We start from the raw sequence: 20,748 nt of genomic DNA on the forward strand, positions 1-20,748 counted from the left end.
TTTATCGGGTGCGCCGCAACGTCCAGCCTGCGTCTTATTGTATCCATGAAAAAGGGCCGCCCGCATTGCGGGCGGCCCTTTTCTGGCGTTAAGATTCATTTAAAAGCGGCTTGGACAGATACTTTTCCTCGTATTCTTCCATGGAAATCGGCTTGCTGAACAGGAAGCCCTGCAGCAGCTCCACACCGCACTTACAAAGTTCGCACATCTGCTCTTCCGTTTCGATCCCCTCGGCGACCAGCCGGATTCCTTTTTCATGGCAAAGCTCCACAATGGAGGAGATGGCGCCCGCATTTTGCAGCACGTCTACGATCATCGCCTTGTTCAGCTTCAGAACGTCAAATTCCGCGGAGCTGAGGAAACGGACCCCGTCGGTGCTTGTGGCGAAGTCGGCCAGGGCGACGATAAACCCGGCCCGCCGCAGCTCATGGATCAGGGCGGGCAGGTCGTATTCTTCGGATTCCAGAACCATCTCTGTGATTTCTACTTCCAAAAACCTGGGCGCGACCTCGTATTTTTCACAGATGGCACAGATTTGCCTGACAAAGGAGGGCTGGGCCAACGAGTGTTGGGAAAAATTGATGGAGACGGGATAGACCTCTTTCCCCGTATCCAGCCACCGTTTGATCCGGGAACAGACCGATTCAAATACGAAAAAATCGATCTGGCTGATCGTCTCCGCTTCCTCCAGCAGGGGAAGAAAGCTGCCGGGCAGGATCGGAACGCCCGCTTCGGAATAATAGCGGATCAGCGCCTCGGCCCCCATGGCCGTGCGGTCAACGGAGGAGACCTTGGGCTGCATATACACGGCAAACCGGTTTTTGTTAATCTCCGATTCCAGAATGTTGGGGTTGGACAGCTCCAGCAGATCGTCGCTTTGATGCCGGTAACGCTTGGAAGTTGGATTTTTCCGGTAAAACCGTTTTTTATCCTCATACATGCGCGCGTCGGCCTGCGAGGTGGTTTCATCCATGTCCTGAAGCGCCGCGCACCACTGGCTGCCGATGGCCGCGCAGCAGTCGCTGCCCTCCTGGAACCGCTGTTTCAGCTTCTGCACCTGCCCGTTAAACCGTTGTTCCCCGATGTGCCGGCAGACAGCGACGAATTCATCGCCGCCGATCCGGTAAAGGTCCGCGTTACAGAATACCTCCTTAAGCCGCCGGGCCGCTTCCATCAGCAGCTTGTCTCCGTAGGCGTGCCCCCGTTTATCGTTCATATCCTTGAGGCCGTTGACGTCGAGATAGACGACGCCCACCGGGATATGGGAGTTTTGCAGCGCGTCCGAATCCTTCATAAAGCGGTTGCGGTTATAGAAGGAGGTGAGCGTATCATGGAAGCTGAGGCGGGAGAGCTGTTCTTCATCCTCGGCGCGTTTAATGGAGAGCATCAGGAAATAGCACAGGGTCTGCAGCATGGTGCTGATATAGGTCAGCCGCTCCCGCGGCGGATTGTCAACGCCCAGGCAGCCGCAGAAGACGCCGTCGCATTCCATGGGGGCCGCCACCAGGCTGTGGATATTCTGGCTGTGCAGAATCTCGTATTCCTCCGGGGAAGACTCCTTGAGCTGTTCCAGATCCGGAATCAGGACGCATTCCCGCCGGTTGAACCGGGGCATCCAGCTGTCGAAGAAGGAAAGCGGCAGCGCCTGAAGATTGTCCCGCTGCGGCGTGATGCCCATCTTGCACCACTCAAAATCATTGTAGGCAAGGCCGTCGTGGACAAGGAAAATATAGCTCCGCTCCGCGTCCAGGAATTGGCCCAGGCTCTCCAGAATTTTGGGGATCGTTTCAGCCGGCCTGTGTCCCTGGTACAGCGTGCGCACGCAGTCCATGATCAGGGCTTCCATTTTCAGGGTATACCGCAGGCTCTGCTTTTCTGTTTCCGCTTCTGTAATATCAAAGGCGATTTCAAGCCGCGCGGGCCGGCCTTCCCACAGGATTTCCCGGTCCTTCAGCACATAGTGGCGGCCTGTGACGGGATTGGTATCCTCCCACGTATAGGTGTCGCCGTCGGGAGATACATGCGATTTGCAGGTTTCGCAGGGCGTGTCCCGCCCTCTCAGCACCTGATAGCACTTTTTGCCCTTGTAGGAATCCAGCGCAAAGTTCCGCAGGCCCGCTTCATTGAAAAACAGCAGGTCGTGGGTTTCCAGATCCGCCACATACATCAGTTCCGACAGTTCGTCCAGAGGGGCGCGGAGCGCGGCGGACATCTTTTCCAGCGTTTCTTTTTCTCTCTGGCCGTCCGCGGCGACGGCCTCCGCCTGCCTGCGGTTCCGGTGGCCTCTGTATGTATGGGCGGCGAATAAACAGGTACCGGCGGCGATCAGGCCGAAGAGCGCGTAAAACAGCATTGCGCTTTGGTTCGCCTGCTTCTCTGTGTATGCCTCCGCCAGAGAGGCGGCCCGGTCGGCGTCCTGGAAGAAGGCTTCGCTCAAGCGGTAGAGCGTCTCCGGTTCGCCGCCCTGCCGCACATGCAGGATCTCATTTTTGAGCGACTGCCAGTTCTCGTTCAGCGTTCCCATCGCGCTTTGATAGTCCGGATCAAGGCTGTTTTCCCCGCCTCCGGCCGTCAGCTCGTCGATCATCCGGTCCAGACGGCCGATCAGAGCGTCGTTCGGCTCTCCGTACAGCTCCTCCTTGACCAGCAGCTGGGACGCCCCGCGCACCATGCCGGTGCGGTTGAGGACCCGGGCGCTGCTGTGGAGATTGCGTACGGATAACAGGGACCAGACACCCGATAACAGCAGTACTGCCAATAATAAGAGAACGGGTAGCATTTTCTTTTTCATAATGTACGATCATTCCTATCATCTTTTTGGGAAAAGCAGGGGGACGGGAGTTCTGTGTTCCCTTCCGCGCCTTACCGGATGCCGCCGAACAAGGGTTGTGCCGCCGGATATCCGCCGGCAGCGTTTCAATTATTATACCGTTCCCGCATACTGATTGCAATTCAAATGTGACAGATTGAGCCATTCTTCCACAGATTCAGTATAAATTTACCAATATAAAAATGCTGCGGTTACCGCCGTGCGGATGAAATGACCCGCGTTTTTCCATGCGGAAACGGGCCGCCGGGCGCTGGAACAGAAAAAGCGGAGCAGGTACGCACTCTGGCGCGCCTGCTCCGTCTTTTTGCAGGGTTGATACGGGATTACGGAACCAGCTTTTCCACTTCCCCGTTCATGATTGCGGGCAGAAAGCGCTGGATCTGTTCAAAGGGCCAGTCCCACCATTTGAGCTGCCGCAGGCGCTGGACCGTCGCCTCGTCAAACCGTTTCCGGATCGGCTTGGCCGGGATCCCGCCGACGATGGTATACGGCGGCACGTCCTTTGTGACCACGGCCCGCGTCCCGATGATGGCGCCGTCGCCGATCCGGACGCCGGACAGGATCACGGCCTCGTACCCGATCCACACGTCGTTTCCGATCACGATGTCGCCCTTGTTGTCCCACGCGGACGCGACGTCCTTTTGCTCCAGCCCCCATTCCTCAAAAAAGATGGGGAACGGGAAGGTGGACAGGGACTTTTGCGCGTGATTGGCGCTGGTGAACAGGAACTTTGCGCCGCAGGCGATCGAGCAGAACTTGCCGATCACCAGACGGTCGCCGTTGACGGGATAGTGGTACAGGACGTTGTTTTTCTCAAACTGTGTGGGGTCGGAAACAAAATCGTTATAAAAGGTGTACTCCCCCACAAGGATATTGGGGTTGGTAATCACCGGTTTTAAATAGACCGTCGCCGGATCGCCGGTGCGCGGGTATCTTTTTTCTGGAACAGCCATGGAAATACCTCCTGAAATTTTTTGGATCAAACGGCTATTCCAGTAACTGCAATGCAGCGTTTCACCTCACCACTCCCTTTAAAAGGCATATTGACTTTTTCAGTATAACGCGAACGCGCAAAAAAAGCCACTCCATTTTCTGGAGCGGCTTTTTTATTGGATACGTGTTTGTAAAAGCGGTTATGCGTCTCCCAGCCGGACCACGGTCATCGCCGTGTTCTCAAAGGTGACGCCGTCGTTCTCCACGACCGCCGTAATGTTGGAGGGCGCGGCCGCAGCCCGGAACGGGATGTTAAACGACAGTGTGGCGGTCTCGGTGGATGAGGTAAACGTATGCGTCGCCGTTCCGCCCGGCACGGGAACGCCGTCCTGATACAGGCGTACCGTGACCTCCGCCGGAATGGTGGCGCCGGGGGCCGGCGTGGCGGTCGCCTGGAAGGTCGCCTGGTACACGCCGGGCTGTGTGATCACCACGTCGGGGGAACCGGCGCTGTGCGTGATCGACACGCCGGAAACCAGCGGGTTTTCGTTAAAAGTCAGCGGCGTGCCCGCCGGGGGCTGCTGTGCGGAGGTGTCGACGGTTGCGAGTACGTCGAGGGAACCGCCGCCGCCGGGGCCGGTCTCGCCGCGCGGAATGACAAAATCAAAGATTGCGTTGTTATCGTCGCCGGAGTTCGTCACGGATGCTTCCGTTCCGGGCTCGCCGGTGATTACAGAACCGATTTGAATGGTGGCCGCCTCGCCGGTTGGCCCGGTCTCTCCGGTAGCGCCGGTTTCACCTGTTGCTCCCGTTGCGCCGGTTTCGCCTGTTGCGCCGGTCGGTCCTGTTGCCCCTGTTGCGCCCGCTGCGCCGGTTTCACCGGTGGGTCCGGTCTCGCCCGTTACCCCGGTTGCGCCCGCCGCGCCGGTTTCACCGGTGGGTCCCGTCGGCCCGGTTGGTCCGATTGCCCCGGTCGCCCCAGCGTCGCCGGTCGGCCCGGTTGCTCCGGTCGCGCCCGTTGCACCTGCCGCGCCGGCAGGTCCGGTTGCGCCCGTAGCGCCTGCCGGTCCGGTATCGCCCCGCGGAATATTAAAATCAAGAACATGGTCCGGGCCGCCGCTGACGTCAACGACCGCGGCAGCCGTTCCCGGCTCGGAAGTGGTGGTGGTGCGGATGGTAATGGTTTCCGCTGTGCCCGTCGCTCCCGTTGTGCCTGTGGCTCCGGTTGCTCCGGTTGCCCCGGTTGCACCTGTGGAACCAGTCAGTCCTGTCGCTCCGGTGGGTCCGGCAGGACCTGTGGCCCCGGCTGCGCCTGTGGCGCCGGTCGGCCCTCCGGAAGGTCCCGTTGGCCCGGTTGGTCCTGTTGGCCCGGTTGGGCCTATTGGGCCCTCCGGCCCGGGGATCGGGCAGGGAACATAGCAGGGTGAGCAGCAGTTCTGCTGCAAACTTTCATTCGGATAGATATTCATTGCAAAACCTCCCTGTCAAACGATATAACTGTCCTTATTATCAAAATATGTGGATTCGGAGATATGGTTACAGAAAAAGAGCCGCGCCGGTGCGAAAATGAGAAAGGGAATGTGCGGAAACCCTCTTTAGCCGCCGGAGGAAAAAGGGTTGAATCGGAAATATTACTTATGGGTCCACAAAGCATGGAGGCCTGTATCCGGCGGATTTCATGGAGGCTATTCCCCGTAAAGGGACCGCATATTTTCTTCGTTAATTCCATTTTTTCTAATTGGACGTCCTGCATGTTATAAAATCGGAAACTCTGGATAAAAAATCGGGTATCTTTTCTAAAAGTTACCTGCTATAATTATTTTAACAATCCAACATAAATCAGAAGATAATTATAGTTTTTTCAATAATTATTTACAATTACTTTAGTTTTTTCAATAATTATTTACAATTACTTAATTTAAATTGTTTGCTTCTAAGGAAATGGGTTATGCGCCTGTCAAGTTTGCTGCGGAGAAAATTCCTCGCTTACAAATGACTTGTTATAGAACCAATCGAATATTAATGCGGCGTTCTTTCCGATGTGGCAGTATCGCAGCCACTTGGAGAAAAAACAAAATTCACCCGGAGGGGCCATGGCGTTTTGCCGTTTGGTCCCCTGGATGGAACGACGGGCGGAGAAAATAGAGATGGCTTCCTCCGCCTGTATCCACAGGGCGTTTCATACCGGCTATTCATTTTCCTCCTTCACCTGGTACATCTCAAAACCATACGGTTTTTTCCTGCTCCTTTTGTTTTTCTTTACATGACATCTATTCAACTGTACTTGTTACAGCTTTGTTCGTTCAGAGGGACCCTGATCCATTTTTGACTGTTAGGTTGGGTGTATAGCCTTCCATTCAACCGCTGTTTGGAAGGCTGCTTCCCGTTGTGGGGCGTGGTAAGAATTAAGTGTGATCCCATGAAGAAGTCCAGGGATTTTACCAGGGGATTGCCATAATTTATATTACTAATAGGAGGAAAAAATCAGATGAAACGCAAAAGCACAAGTTTCAAGCGATGGCTCAGCATCCTGCTATCCGCGGCGATGTTGAGCAGCCCGGTGACCGCACTGGCCGCAACGCCGGCAGTAGATTGGACTTCAACGCCCAAGATTACTGCGGTCGGCGACCTGGAACGCGTGGAAGTGGACAATGGTACGCCGGTCGACGACGTGTTGGAGCTGCTTCCCAAGGAGGTAGACGTTACCCTTGAGGGGACCGTCGAGGACGGGACGGAAAGCGTCGTTCTGTTCAAGGATGACTTTTCAGACCCCGACGCAAGCGCCGCCAATTGGAAGGTGTACGGCGACAATGTAGTCACCTTTGAAGACGGCAAAATGAAGGTCGGCAACAGCGGCAATATCAAAATTGCGGTTGAGACCGAGGGAAGCGCGGATTGGACCGACTATGTAGTCGAGGCCAGGCTTCGCTCCGACAGCGACAGTACTACCCAGAACTACGGCGTAAGCGTCCACAGCTCTGAATTTCAGCAGAGCGGCGGCGATAGCTACAAGGGCTACTATGTGGGGATCGGCGGCCGCCAGGGAACGGTCGGCATGGTGCTCGGCTGGTCAAAGCCGGACTGGAACCAGATCGGCAAAAAAGCGATGGACTACCAGTTTGGCAGGGAGCACGACCTCAAAGTGATGGTGTCCGGAAACTCCATCAAGTCCTATCTGGACGGCGCTTTGGGCTACGAGTACACCTTCAGCCAGGATGTCGCAAAGGACTTGACAAAGGGCACCGCGGGCCTGCGCGCCTACCTGATCCCCTTTGAAGTCTCCGACTTCCTCGTGCGGACGCTGAGCAGCGAGGAAAAGGCGCTCTTCGGCATCGAGGCCGACCCGTCGGAGCCGGTCGCTGCGCCGGGCAAAGCGGCGGTCAGCAAGTGGGAATGCGCCGGTTATGACGGGGATACCGCCGGAACCTACACATTTGAGGGCACGCTGGCGGATTCCGCGGACTATTTGAATCCGGAGAGCCTTAAGGCGGCGGCCAGGGTCGTTGTAAAAGAGCCTGCCGGCGGCGAGGACGCGCCCAGGGTCATCAGCGCGGAAACGTTCGACGACGTGCGCATCTCCTATGGCTCCACCATAGACGAGGCGCGGGCCAAGCTTCCGGGAAAGGCGAGCGTTCTGCTGGCGTCTTCCGCAGCGGGAGAGACCTCGGAGGTCCTGTTTGAGGACGATTTCTCCGACCCGGACAAGAGCCGGGAGAGCTGGGACGTCTTCGGCAGCGGGATCACCTACCAGGACAACCGGATGAAATTCGGCACCAGCACCAATTTGAAAGCCGCGGCAGGCGACGAGGCCTGGCGCAACTATGTGGTGGAGACCACCGTTTCCATGGGGACAGACAATCCCTATAACAACTGCGGCTTTATGCTGCGCGCCACGAAGATTGAGGATACCGGAACCGATAAGTATCATGGATATTTCGCGGGCGTGGGCACCAACTCCACAGCGGGCAAGGACGTGCTGGTCATCGGCTATGCCGACGGCGCCTGGCACTACTCCGCCGCGTATAAGATCGAGGGCGGATTCCAGGCCAACACAGACTACCACCTGAAGGCGGTTCTGTTTGAGGATACCATCTCGATCTTCCTGGACGGCAAGCTGATGCACCAGTTTACCGATACCAGATTCCCCAACGGGCGCACCGGGCTCCGGTCCTACTCTCAGGCGTTCGATTCCAGCGCCTTCAAAGTGCGCACGGTTTCCAGACAGGATTTGATCGACTGCGGCATCAGCGCCAACACCGAATCGGTCGCACAGATCAGCGAATGGAATTGTGAAACGTACGACGGCAAAACGGCGGGCCGGTACACCTTCAAGGGGACCCTGGCGCCGTCAAAAGAATACAGCAACCCCGGCAACGTACAGGCGGAAGCCACGGTCGTCGTGCGCGAGGCGTACATCGCGGGCGATAACGCCACGGCGGTTCCCTTTGACCAGGTGAACATCACGGACGAGTTCTGGCGCGCGCGCCAGAAGGCGTTCATCTGCCAGGTGATCCCCAACGGCATCACCAACGTGGAAAAATCCTCGGGCGGCATCCCCGGCATCCGAAAGGCCGGCCAGGTCAACCGCGGCGAGCTGGAGCCCGCCGTCAGCCAGTGGTCGGGCGCGTATTATACCGACTCCGACGTACATAAGGTGGTCGAGTCGATGGCCTACGCCCTGCAGATCGACCCGATGGGCGACGCGGAGACGATCGCCGGACAGGAGAGGATCAAGGAAAAGCTGGAGGAATGGATTCCGGTTTATCAGGCGGCTCAGGAGGACAGCGGCTACTTTGACTCCTACTTTACCGTCACCGGCAAAGAACATTTCTGGGATTTCAGCTACCATGAGCTCTACTGCATGGGCCACTTCTATGAGGCGGCGGTGGCGCATTACCGCGCGACCGGAGACACCCGCCTGTTCGATATGGCGGTCAAAAACGCCGACTACCTGACCACCCTGTTTGGCCCCGGCCTTTGGCGGGCCGCTCCCGGCCATCAGGAGATCGAGCTTGCGCTGGTCAAGCTTGCCAACCTCTGCAACGAGATCGGCGAGAAGGACGGCGTGAACTACAAAAAGAAGGCGGACAGCTACGTTGACCTGTGCAAATTCTTCCTGGATATGCGCGGCGATACGTCGAACCGCCACGGCGTCTGTTCCAACAACGGAAGCGCGAGAATCCAGGACCACTTGCCCGTAGTGGAACAATTTGTCGCGCGCGGCCACTGTGTGCGCGCCCAGTATATGTATGCCGGCATGGCGGACTACGCCCTGTATGAGGGCGACGGCGTGTACGACGAAGCGCTCCAGGCGCTGTGGAACGACGTCGCCAACGGCAAGCAGTACGTCACCGGCGGCGTGGGAGCTTCCGCCTCTGTGGAAGGCTTCAACAGCACCTCCTTCAGCCTGCCGCTGCCCGGCTACTGCGAGACCTGCGCGCAGATTGGCAACGCGATGTGGAACCAGCGGATGAACCTGCTGTACGGCGAGAGCAAATACGCCGATATGGTGGAACGCACCCTTTACAACAGCATTATTTCCTGCGTCAACTTTGACGGGGACAAGTTCTTCTACGACAACCCGCAGAGCAGCAACGGCGGCAAGACGCGCAACTCCTGGTACGGCACCGCCTGCTGCCCGCCCAACCTGATGCGCACGGTGGTTTCCCTGGGCGGCTATATGTACACCCAGAAGAAGGATGAGATCACCCTCAACCTCTATGTGGACAGCGAAGCCACGCTGGACGTCGGCGGGGACGCCGTCGTCCTGAATCTGGATTCCGACATGCCGTGGGAGGGCAGCTCCACCATGACGGTCGGCGTGGACGCCCCCAAAGCCTTTACCCTGCGATTGCGCGTGCCCGATTGGGCGATCTATGGGAACAGCATCTCGGTCAACGGCGAGGCCGTTTCGGCGGAGCCCAACGCATCGGGCTATGTGGTTATCAACCGCGAGTGGAGCGACGGCGATAAGATTGCGATCAACTTCCCGATGGAAGCCGACCGCATTTATCCGGACGAGCGCGCCGCATCGCTGGCCAATACGGTATCGGTTCGCCGCGGTCCGTTCATTTACGCGGCGGAAAAGGTTGACAACAACTTTGCCCTGGCCGCGGCCGGCCTGCCCGGGGAGAGCACATTCACCGGGGAATGGATTGAGAACCTGACCGGTAAGACCGACAAGTACGGCCTGCAGCCGATGATGACCCTTTCTGCAAAGGGTGAAACGCTGGAAGGCGAGGTTACCTGGAAGTTCATCCCCTATTACGCCTGGTGCAACCGCGGCGATCAGGGAATGCAGGTCTACATCAAGGAGGGCAGCCTGGAGGAAACGCCTCTGGAACAGCTGGCTACCGCAAGCGCCTCCTATGTCCACAGCAATTATTACGCCAGCAACCTGAACGACGGCAATACCGGTTCCCGCTGGTCCAGCTACAAGTCCGGTTCGGTCGATATCAACCCGTGGGTTCAGTACGACTTTACCAGCCCGGTCACCCTGTCGGGCAGCGAAGTCATGTGGTACAACGACAACGGCGGCAGCAAGCCCCCGGACGGCGTGACCTTCCAGTATTGGGACGCCAGCGCGAACAAATTTGTCGACGTCGCCCGGATCGGCGCGGAGAACGATACCTTTAAGCCGGCCCAGTTCAACACCTATCTGTTTGAACCGGTGGTCACCAGCCGGATCCGCATGATAATCAACAACGAAACCATCAAGACAGCGCCCTGTATCAATGAATGGAAGCTGATCGGTTCCCGCTCCTCTCTCCCGATCAACGCCATCACCACCTCTGTGACCGGCGGCGCCGCCACCGTCAACGCCCCTGCGAAGGGAACCTTTGAGGATATTATTCAATTTTCCGTCACCAATATCCAGGCGGGCAAAGTGATCGATCACATCTCGGTCCGCGCGGAAGGTTCTGAGGAAGACATCCTCGTAATCGACAACGACAACGGCTACAGCTTCGGCATGCCGGAAAAACCGGTGACGATTACAGTGGTCCTGCGGGACGAGGTGGCCGGCCCCCCGATCAGGATCGCCTGTGTGGGCGACAGCATCACCTATGGCGACCGGATTTCCGACCCCTCTACGGGAAGCTATCCCGCGCAGCTGCAAAAGATGCTGGGCAGCGGCTATGAGGTTGGAAACTTCGGCGTCAACAACACCACCATGATGATAAAGGGCAGCAACCCCTATATGAACAAGTCCCGCTATACCGACAGCCTGGCGTTTGAGCCGGACATCGTCGTTATCATGCTCGGCACCAACGACGGCCGATCGGACAACGAGGGCAAGCTGGAAACAAACTTTAAGGCGAGCGCCCTCAAGCTGATTCACAGCTACATGAACCTGCCTTCCAGCCCGAAGGTATACATTGCGACCAGCTCGACCTGCTACCGGGATCCGGACGGGCAGGCAAAGGTGATTGCGGAGCGGGTGATTCCCCTGCAAAAAGCGGCCGCGGCGGAAGCCGGCTGTCCGGTGATCGACGTGTTCACCGCAACCCAGGGCCTGAGCCATCTGTATCCCGATCAGCTCCACCCGAACGTGGAAGGCTATGGCATCATTGCCAAAACCGTCAGGGAAAGCCTGCTGAATGAGACGCCGGAAGGCAAGACGCTGCTGGAGACCCTCTACAATGCGCATAAGGACAGGGACAAGACGCTTTACGAAGAGGAAGGCTGGGACGAGTTTGCCGCGGCGTTGGCCGATGCAAAGAAGGTCCTGGACGACGCGGAAGCGACCCAGGGCGAGATCGACAGCGTGAAAGCGGCGCTGGCGGCGGCGTTCCTGAACCTGACCGAGCATGTGGACCTTCCGCTGGAACAGCGCGCCACCCCGTCCGCTTCCTATACCTATACCGGAAACGGCAGGGACAATGTGAACAACATGAACGACGGAATCGCGGAGACCGATTACGGCAGCCGCTGGTCGTCCTTTGACCGCGCCACCGTTCACATCAATCCGTGGGTCATGTACGAATTCAAGAAGGAAGTCACCCTTTCCGGCTGTGAGATCATGTGGCACGACGACGGCGGCGGCTGCAAGGTGCCGGACGGCCTGACCATCGAATACTGGGACGCCAACGCGGGCGATGAAGGCGCGTTCGTGGAGGTCGCCCCGACCCATAATTACGACACGTTTATCAATCACAAATTTAACACCTATGCATTCAAACCGGTGGTCACCAGCAAAATCCGTATGATTATCAACAACGAAGTGAAAAAAGCAGCCCCGGCGATTGTGGAATGGAAGCTGATCGGCAGCTATTCCGCAGGCGCGGATAAGACGGCGCTGGAAGCCCTGATCGCCAGCGTGGAAGCGGCCGGATATGTTGAGACGGACTACACGGCGGAGAGCTGGGCGGCGCTGCAAACCGCCCTGACAGACGCGAAAGCGCTGCTGGGTGCGGCGGACGCGACCCAGGCGGAAGTCAACGCGGCAGCCGAGGCGCTGGGCAAGGCGCAGACGGGTCTGGAAAAGGCCCCCTCCGGGAAGACGCACCTGCTGAATGTTCAGTACGGCGCGAACGCGGTCCTGGAAGTGATGGGCGACACGGAAGTAATCCTCGACGCGAACGGCATCTACGGCGCGAAGGTAAAAGACGGCGAGAAGATTACGCTGCTCTTTACGCCGGTTGGAGGCGCTTTCTCCGGCGCGACGCTCAACGGCGAAGCGGTCGGCTTTACTACCAGCGGATGCACGTACACCTTTACCATGCCGGACCAGAACAAGGCCCTGATCTTCAAGTTCCAGATGGTCAAAAAGGATATTCTGGGCGCGCTGCTGGAAAAGGCGGAGCAGGTCACCGAAGAAGAGCTCAACCAGCTGGTGTCTGCCGTGCAGAAAAAATTCCGGTTGGCGCTGAAAGACGCGCAGAGCGTGTATGAAGATGCGGACGCCACACAGGATCAGGTGGACGAAGCCTGGAAGAACCTGCTGGACGCGATGCACTATCTGAGTTTTGAAAAGGGCGACAAGACCTCCCTGGAGATGCTGATGGAACTGGCGGAGGAAATCGACCTGAACGACTTCACCGTGGCAAGCCAGGCGGGCTTTGCCCAATGGCTGGAAGCGGCGCAGGCGGTTTGCGATGAAGAAGAGCCGCTCAAGGCGGACGTGGAAAAGGCGTATCGTGACCTGAACGAAGCGATTCTGGCGCTGGAGCGCAGGGCGGACTTCTCGGTCCTGCAATCGCTGGTATCCAAGGCGGAGCGCTATGAAGCGGACGATTATATGCAGAATGAGGCGTGGAAGACCTTTGAGGCGGCGCTGGACGACGCGAACGACCTGCTGGACAACGCGGACGCAAGCCAGAAGGCCGTGGACGACATGGCCTCCCGGCTGCTGGGCGCGATGGAAAGCCTGCGGCGGGCGCCGGGCAAAGAGGCGCTGAAAGCGCTGTTGGATGAATTGGACGCTATTAAGCCGGAAGGCTACACGGTGTTCAGCTATGCGGCGTTCCGCAGCCAGCTGGCGCTGATGCAGGCCGTGTACAACGATGCGGGCGCGACGGAAGCGCAGGTCGCAGAGGCGTGCGATATCGGCGCGCAGGCAAAGAACCTGCTGCAACCGGTTTCCACATCTGTGAAGACGCCGGCGGGCGGCGGCGCGGGCCGCTCCAAATCCTACGACGCGGCGGGCACGGCGGTGGCCGTTGCTTCCCCGGTGCTGACGGCGGCGCAGAGCCTGGCGGTACAGGCGTATGTGCGCAGCGACACAACGGCGAACTTCACCTTGCAAAGAGGCAGCGCATACTGCTTTAAGATGACGGTCGTCAACGGCGGCAGCGCGGCTCCGTCCTTCACAGTGGGCGACGGCAGCGTGCTCAAGACGCAGCTGGTGGCAAAGCTGGGCAACGATTACTATTACAGAGTGTATGCAACCGGCGCACCGGGCCAGAGCACGGGCGTGTACACAACATTGCCCGGGCAGAACGCAGTGAAGCATTGCGCAGTCGCCATCGGATAAAGTTTTGACCGGCTCTGTCCGGTATCGGGGAAGGGCTGTTTGAACACGCCCCCGAAAAGCGGATAGAGACGAAACTGATTGGATTACGACAGCTTCTCCATAAAAAGACGGCGCGTTTTCGCGGTTGAAAAACCGGAAAACGCGCCGTCTTTTTGTGTTTTGCAGGAACGCTGCGCTTATTTGTTAATGACCTCCGCTTTGCAGGTGGAAACAAACGTGGGATCGCTGTTATTCGGGCCGACCAGAACGACGACGCCGAATTCGCTGATCAATACGGTTCCCTGCCCGACGGTCTGGCCACCGGCGTTGATGTCCACGCCGGTTGTCCCCACCGGCAGGTACGCGCGGACCGCCGCTTCGCAGTCCGCGCCGCAGCCCTCCGCCGCGGGCGCGGGAAGATAGGTGATCGCGTTGTTGTACGTGGCGCTGGTGATCCGCACGGAGGCGATCCGGCAGATGGAAAGGGCCTCCTGCGGGACGCCCTGCGCGTTGGTCAGCTGGAACAGACCGGAATTGGGGTTTGTATCCGGAGCGGGCAGCAGGCTTCCCGGCCTTCCGCTGGCGTTGTTCCCGCTTTCCATTGCGACGATTACGTTGTCGGTCGGATAAAGCTGGATAATCTGTTGCAGAATGTTCCGCATTTGCGCGACGCAGGCGCAGGCGGTGGCGTCCGCGGCTGGCCCGGTCGGTCCCGTTGCGCCTGTGGGCCCCGTTGGCCCGGTCGCGCCGGTAACGCCCGTTGCACCGGTAACGCCTGTTGTGCCTGTTGGCCCGGTCGGTCCAGTCGCGCCGGTAATGCCCGTTGTGCCGGTGGGACCCGTTGGTCCGGTTGCGCCGGTAACACCCGTTGCGCCTGTGGGACCCGTTGGCCCGGTTGGTCCCCCGCCCGAACCGGTGGGCCCAGTGGGGCCGGTCGGCCCTGTTGGCCCAGTAGGCCCGGTCGGCCCGGGAACGGGACAGGGAACATAGCAGGGGCAGCAGCAGCCGTTTGGCTGTACTGTCTCATTGCGATATATATTCACGGCAAAAGCCTCCCTATATGAGGACATGATCGTCCCTGCTATCAGAATATGCGCGTGGGAGGAACCCGCCACCCGGGCGGACCGCTTATGCGGCGGCGAAAAAAAGCGCGCGGCCCCGTTTTTCCCACGGGCCGCACGCCGGTTCTGAATTGGTTATTTGCGCCGCCTCTCCTCTGTAACCTGCCGGACGATGTCGCACCTTGTCGTGTTGGCTTCCACAATGCGGAAGTACAGCTCCGGATTCACCAGGGAAAGCTCCTTGTAGTACAGGTCCAGCCGCTGGCTGAGCCGCAGCAGCTTTGGGTAGTGCCTGCTGGCATGCAGGGGCTTGCCCTGATGCAGGATGAGGGCCGTCAGCCGGTCCATCTCTTCTCTGATGTTTTCGATCTGCATGAGTATCTTCAGCATGGCGGGCCTCCTGTATTGGCAATGCTAATATTGAATCGTTTCAATTTCATATAAGCATATATTAATCTAAATTTGTATAGAAATAACGCTGAATTTGAATAAACAATTCAATCTAAGCATAAAATTATGCTCACTTCAATTAGATATTTCTGTAAACTATATGGTAGGAGGAGGTGAACGTCCATGGCTTATCCAACATTTGGCCCAATATTGTATGAATTGAGAACCGCGCGGCGATTTTCTCAAAAAGACTTAGCCGAAGCGGTAGGAATACCACAACCGACAATTGCAAATTACGAAAACCAGAGGACGAACATCTCACCGCAAAATCTGATTAAGTTGTCAGGCTTCTTCAATGTTCCTATCTCAAGATTCTTCGGAATCATTGAAGAAACAGTAGATGTCACCGGACTATCAGAGCGAAAAATAGAAATGGTGAAAGATTATATTGATGTGCTAAAACGTGAATAACGGCTTGCCTGGGTAAGAGGCAAGCCGTTATTCTGTGTTTTACCGTAATTTCATATAGAGCAGCGGGTAGGGCCTGCCCTGTTCATCCGTCGCGGTTCGTTTGACGACATGGAACCCCATGTGTTCGTAAAACCCCACCGCCTGCGGGTTTTGCTCGTTTACGCATACCTCGTTGACCGCGAATTCCCTGACGCCGTATGACAGCAGCTGCTTTCCCAGCCCGCGCCCGCGCGCGTCGGGCGCGAGAAACAGCATTTCCAGCTTTTGTTCCGCAATCCCCATAAACGCGAGCGGCGCGCCGTCCGCGTCCTCTGCGACGATCAAATGCGGAATCTCCGCCAACGCCTGCGGAACCTCCTTTTGAATCTCGCTTATTTCTGAATCAGATAGAAATAGGTGACTGTTTTTCACCGAGTCCCTCCAGACCGCAACAAGCCGCTCGATCAGTGCGGCGCTTCGGTTTTCTGCTTCGATTTGTTTCATATGAGTCCCTTCTGATTGTCTTTTGCCTTGTTCATAGGCAGATGAAAAGATCATTTTAAAATGATATACCCTGTCTTCTTCTGCCCTTTTCATGGGCGGGTGAAAATGACGGGTGCTGTCAGGATTGGTATCTTGCCCAGGCCGTCACGCCTTTTCCCCGGCAATGAGAATAACAGGGGCTTCCGGCGGATGGAGCCGGGAATCAATCGGAACAGCGGCGCAGGTCAGAAGTCGCATTTGACCGCCAATAGGGTTTGTATGTCGTTCAACCGCTCCCGGCTGGTCACACGGTAGTGAATCCACCCGCCGTCGCCGCAGGGATACTTCGCGTCGATGCATTCCCGCGTGTCGTCCCGCAGCTGGCTGTATACGGAATCAAACTGCGCGTCCGACAGGCGCAGCATCACGGTAAACGCGTTGTTCTCCGCAAAGACGTTGCAGCACAGTTTTTTCTTTTTCCGGTGCGCGACGCCCCAACCGTACCGGTTGCCATAGGGAAATACGACGCTTGATACAGTATCGCAGGTCTGGGCCAGCCACTCGTTGAGCAGCGTGAACAGCGGCCCCACCTCGCCGCAATAGGCCGTCATCTCCTCGACGGTCGGAACCGTCTGCTTGTCCAGCATTCTTTCATACATGGTATTCCCCTGCCTCCCTGATGCAAAAGTATTACCGCATAATGGCGGGTTTTATAAAGCCAGATGATATAAAAAGTATAAAGGTTCTACCTGAAAATACCGAAATGTAATAATGATAAATGGTAGCCGACAATCCTCAGAAAACCATAAAAAGCAAACCCAGCCCAAGCTCCGCCGTCAATGAAGAGCACACCGCCCTCCCTGAGCTACTCAGGTATATGAGGATACCGGGGGTGAAGGGGGGCGCGAGTCGAACCCACCCGGAGCCCAGCTCTCACGCCCCCCTTCGCGTGCTTTTGCTTACTTTTGTGGCAAGACGAAAAGTAAGTGCCGCCCGGCATGAGGGCAACCAGCGGTTTTCTCCCGCTTTTGTAAAAGCGAACAGGCGATAAAGATTGCACCTGCAATTAATTCGCAGATGATAAATAATAATGAAATGTTATCAAAACAAAAGTATTAAAAGATATTGTTTAAGAAATAAAATTTCTTTTTGCTTTTAAAAAGCAAAGAACCCCATTGCTTCCGCAATGTAAAATTTGTTTTGCCCTTTGAGAGTAAAGAATATCATTGTTTTTGCAATGTAAAAATTTCTTTACTAATTTGTTTTACTTTTTTAAAGTAAAAAGTTTTTGCTGTCGCTTTTCAAAGCGATGAAAACCCCCGGCGAAAGCCGGGAAACCAAAGAAAAGCCCCATAGGCAGCTCCCTGCCTCATAAACAGCAATATCACTCGTTCCCACTCGCTCTTCTCAGGAAGAGAGTTCCGCTCCTTGCGAGGAGCGGCAAAGGGCCCTGCCCTTTGATCCCGCCACCTTTTGGAAAGGTGGATAAATACGTTTGTGCCATTTCCTGCAAGGAAAACAAAAGGGGCGAGTTTCAAACCGCCCCTTTTATCTTACTTTACGCGGTAACCATAAACCGCGATTTCATTCAGCACAGCGTTATCGAATTTATCGATCTTCAAATGCGTGCCGCGCATGTTTGCGTCCAGTACCGTCCAGTGCTGATAATAACCCAGCCGGTCGGTCAGCGTGTGATCCGTGTCCCAGGTCTCGCCGTCCCCGGCGGTAAAATCGATCCGACCCACGTCGAACGTGTCGTAGAACGCGATGTGCGTGATGACGTATTCCCCGCCCAGATCAACGATCCCGGTCATCGGGAAGTCGGCGCTTTTGCCCCAGTAGGACTGGTGGCGCGTGACGGGCGCGGACAGCAGTTTGCCGTCCGGGAATTCCGGCACAAGGTCCTGCTCGTCAAAGAACTTCTGCACGTCGTCCGCGTATTTCTCCTTGTTCGGCACAATGTCTGCCGGGCTGAGGGACAATAGCCGCGGCGTGGTGTCGATGGGCGTTTCGGTGTCCAGCTCGGATACGCGGTAGCCGAACAGGCCGATCTGCGTCAGTTCCGCGTTGTCGTATTTGTTGATCTGGAGGTAGCGCGTGCGCAGGTTGGTTTCAAGAACCTTCCAGCACATGTAAGTATTTAAGCCGTAGGAAACCGCCGTCGATTCGTTCCAGTCGCCCGGCTCGCCCTCCAGCAGCTCGATCTTGCCGGTGCCGTAGGTGTCGTAAAAGCCGATGTGGGTAATCACGTATTCTTCCCCGAGGTCGATGGTCGCGCTGAGCGGGAAGGGGACGTGGTGGTGGTTGCCGAACGGGGTTTCAAAGTTCACGTTTTTGTCCAGCGCCATGGTCGGGCCGCGCGGCACGTCGTCCTGCTGGTCGAACAGGTTCTGGAAGCTCTGCATGTACGCGTCGTCGGTGGAGATCATTTCCGGGGAAACCGGGATTTTCTGCATCGTGGGGTCGGGGCGCAGCACGTCGCTGCCGCTGACCGTCACGAAGATGGGGCGCTCGCTCACGTCGACGGTCACCGTGCCGTCCGTAATCTCCAGATGGCACTTGATTCCGTCGGAGAAGCCGGGTTCCAGCTCCGTCAGCGTGGCCTTCTCCGCGCCGCCCACGTCGAGCGTGTAGCCCTCAATCGCGGAGCCGTCGATGGTCGGGCTCCAGAGCGCGTAAACCTCTTTGGAAGAATCGTCCGCGTCGCGGAATTTGTAGAGATAAAGGTCGTCGTCCTCGCAGACCGCTTCGTCAAAGACCATGTTTTCCAGCGCGTCCTTCATGGTGGAGACGTAGTACCACGCGGGCTTTTTCGTCCACGCGCCCTTTTCCGTCACCAGGCCGTCGTCCGCGTAGACGCCCCAGCTCGTGTCGCGGCTCATGAACATGGACAGCTTGTCGATGCCCGCGGACAGCGCCAGCAGGTACGCGCGGGTCAGACGGCTGCCGCGCGCCTCCAGATACTCCGCGTTCTCGCGGTTCCAGACGCCTTCTTTCACCTTGTCCGACGCGACGACGTTGAATTCTGAGCACCACAGCTCCTTGTCCGGCAGGTTTTCGTCGCGCCAGGCTGCCAGCTCTTCCAGATACGGCTTGAAGTCCGATTCCTCCGGGCAGTTTTCCGTCACGTATTTGTGGAAGTTGATGATGTCCGGCACGAACCTGCCGTCGTCGCGGTTGTGTTCAAACCAGAACTTCATGGCCTCCAGATAGGGGATCACGCTCTTGCCGACCAGCCCGCCCATGGCGAGCTTTGCCGCCGGATCCGCGTTGACAATACCGTAGGTGTCCCCCAGTGCGTTTTCGTGCCCGTCGTAATCGGCGGAGCACATCGCCGCGTATTCGTAGGGGGTCATGTAGCTGGCCTTGCCCTCCCAGTCCTTGTTCTGCTCGTTGAAGTCCTCATAGATGCGCAGGTAGCCAAGGCCGGTCTTCGGCTCCTGATTTTCGCCCAGAATCAGCGTGCTTTCGTCCACTTTTTCCGCGCCGTAGCGCGCCGCGAACTGGTACAGTACGGAGGCGTGCGCCTCGTAGGACAGCGGGTCCGACGCGTCCGCCCCGGCGGGGATCGGGATATTGTTGCTGCTCTCGTACTTGCCGCCGTCGCCCAGAATCCAGTCCGCCGTGCCCTGAATACACGGGATGACCTCCACCCCGCGCTCATACAGGTCGCGGTAGTACGCGTCAAAATCCCAGTAGCCGTTGGCGCTGGGCGAGAAGTAGTTCAGGCCGTCCTTGGTGGTAAAGGTCAGGTTGTGATACTCGCGCACGTTGCCGAGCGTCTGCAAAATGTCCAGCGGGTCGTCGATGAAGGCGTTCACGCCGCAGGCCGCGTCCGCCGTTGTGACGGGCTTTTCGTCCGGGACGTAGCCGTCGTCCGAAACCTCTTTGGAGTCGTCGCGGTAGCCGTACAGCGCCAGTTCGTTCGTGCCGCCGTCGCAGGAATTGGCCTCGATCTGCACGTAGCGGGTGCTTTCCGCCTCAACCGGGAACACGCGCCACGCCTGATACATGTTTGTCGTCACGGTGAACGCGTCCTCCCACTGGAACGGTTCGCCTGTGCGGAACGTCACGTCGCATACGCCGTTGTTGTCGAACAGGCCGATGTCCGTGATGAAGTAGTACGCGCCCAGGTCGATGTAGCAGGAAATCGGACAGTAGTCGTTCTTCTTCAGCGGGCTCCAGTTCCGGGACGTGGGCTTCTCCAGCAGTTTGCCGTCCGGCGTATCCGGCAGCTTGTCCTGCTCGTCCAGCAAAACCTGCGCCGGGGTGATGTACGAATCCGCAATGAACGCGATGGATTCGTCGGTGATCTGATCCGGGATGAGCGCGAGCTTTACGGCCTGCGCGGGGGCCTCCTCCGGCGCTGTCTCCGCCATCGCCAGCGGGCCGGTTGCCGCGGGCAGCAGAAGGGACAGGGAAAGCATCAGGCTCAAAAAGGCTTTGAAGCGGGAACGGTTGTGTTTCATAAACTTTGCCTCCTTTTAAGTTTTCCAATTTTATATACTAGAGCCAATAATTTGAAAGCATATAGCAAAAAGGGTGGAAGATTTATGCGTTTTATCCAAAATGATTATATAAAATTTTATATTTGTTTACATTAACTAACTATTTAAAAAAAATTAGTTAACCTTTTTTTAGAATAATTG

General features: G+C 57.2%; 10 protein-coding genes. 2 read left to right on the top strand and 8 right to left on the bottom strand.

From position 1 onward, the window contains the following. Nucleotides 1-88: 88 nt before the first annotated feature. The 3 genes from I4V53_RS02835 to I4V53_RS02845 all read right to left on the bottom strand — a co-directional run bounded on the left by I4V53_RS02835 (nt 89) and on the right by I4V53_RS02845 (nt 5,232). Nucleotides 89-2,791 carry a sensor domain-containing diguanylate cyclase gene (locus I4V53_RS02835; RefSeq protein WP_195983883.1) on the bottom strand — a complete coding sequence of 901 codons (2,703 nt, stop codon included), beginning with the start codon at nt 2,789-2,791 and terminating at the stop codon, nt 89-91. Nucleotides 2,792-3,153: 362 nt separating this feature from the next. Beyond that, on the bottom strand, nt 3,154-3,783 hold the full coding sequence (locus I4V53_RS02840) for a CatB-related O-acetyltransferase (RefSeq protein ID WP_195983884.1): 630 nt from the start codon (nt 3,781-3,783) through the stop codon (nt 3,154-3,156). 180 nt (nt 3,784-3,963) lie between these two features. Continuing rightward, nucleotides 3,964-5,232 (bottom strand): collagen-like protein, encoded by a 1,269-nt coding sequence (locus I4V53_RS02845; RefSeq protein WP_195983885.1) that lies wholly within the window; start codon nt 5,230-5,232, stop codon nt 3,964-3,966. A 1,019-nt stretch (nt 5,233-6,251) separates the two neighbouring features. Here I4V53_RS02845 and I4V53_RS02850 point away from each other — a divergent pair. Next, nucleotides 6,252-13,736, top strand: a complete 7,485-nt coding sequence (locus I4V53_RS02850) for a beta-L-arabinofuranosidase domain-containing protein (RefSeq protein WP_195983886.1) — start codon at nt 6,252-6,254, stop codon at nt 13,734-13,736. Nucleotides 13,737-13,912: 176 nt separating this feature from the next. Here the strand turns inward: I4V53_RS02850 and I4V53_RS02855 are convergent, their stop codons facing one another. Next, nucleotides 13,913-14,758, bottom strand: a complete 846-nt coding sequence (locus tag I4V53_RS02855) for a collagen-like protein (RefSeq protein WP_286167005.1) — start codon at nt 14,756-14,758, stop codon at nt 13,913-13,915. Nucleotides 14,759-14,911: 153 nt separating this feature from the next. Next, the gene (locus I4V53_RS02860) at nt 14,912-15,166 is read right to left on the bottom strand and encodes a hypothetical protein (RefSeq protein ID WP_195983888.1); all 255 of its coding nucleotides are present in this window, start codon (nt 15,164-15,166) and stop codon (nt 14,912-14,914) included. 183 nt (nt 15,167-15,349) lie between these two features. On the opposite strand from I4V53_RS02860, the gene I4V53_RS02865 reads away from it, so the two are divergent. After that, nucleotides 15,350-15,637 (top strand): helix-turn-helix domain-containing protein, encoded by a 288-nt coding sequence (locus I4V53_RS02865; RefSeq protein ID WP_195983889.1) that lies wholly within the window; start codon nt 15,350-15,352, stop codon nt 15,635-15,637. Nucleotides 15,638-15,676: 39 nt separating this feature from the next. Here the strand turns inward: I4V53_RS02865 and I4V53_RS02870 are convergent, their stop codons facing one another. The 3 genes from I4V53_RS02870 to I4V53_RS02880 all read right to left on the bottom strand — a co-directional run bounded on the left by I4V53_RS02870 (nt 15,677) and on the right by I4V53_RS02880 (nt 20,568). Further along, the gene (locus tag I4V53_RS02870) at nt 15,677-16,120 is read right to left on the bottom strand and encodes a GNAT family N-acetyltransferase (RefSeq protein ID WP_195983890.1); all 444 of its coding nucleotides are present in this window, start codon (nt 16,118-16,120) and stop codon (nt 15,677-15,679) included. A 224-nt stretch (nt 16,121-16,344) separates the two neighbouring features. Further along, the gene (locus I4V53_RS02875; RefSeq protein ID WP_195983891.1) at nt 16,345-16,758 is read right to left on the bottom strand and encodes a DUF3788 domain-containing protein; all 414 of its coding nucleotides are present in this window, start codon (nt 16,756-16,758) and stop codon (nt 16,345-16,347) included. A gap of 894 nt (nt 16,759-17,652) precedes the next feature. Continuing rightward, nucleotides 17,653-20,568 (bottom strand): hypothetical protein, encoded by a 2,916-nt coding sequence (locus I4V53_RS02880; RefSeq protein ID WP_195983892.1) that lies wholly within the window; start codon nt 20,566-20,568, stop codon nt 17,653-17,655. Nucleotides 20,569-20,748: the final 180 nt, after the last annotated feature.

The organism is Clostridium sp. D33t1_170424_F3, assembly GCF_015667585.1.
Lineage (GTDB): Bacteria > Bacillota > Clostridia > Oscillospirales > Acutalibacteraceae > Anaeromassilibacillus.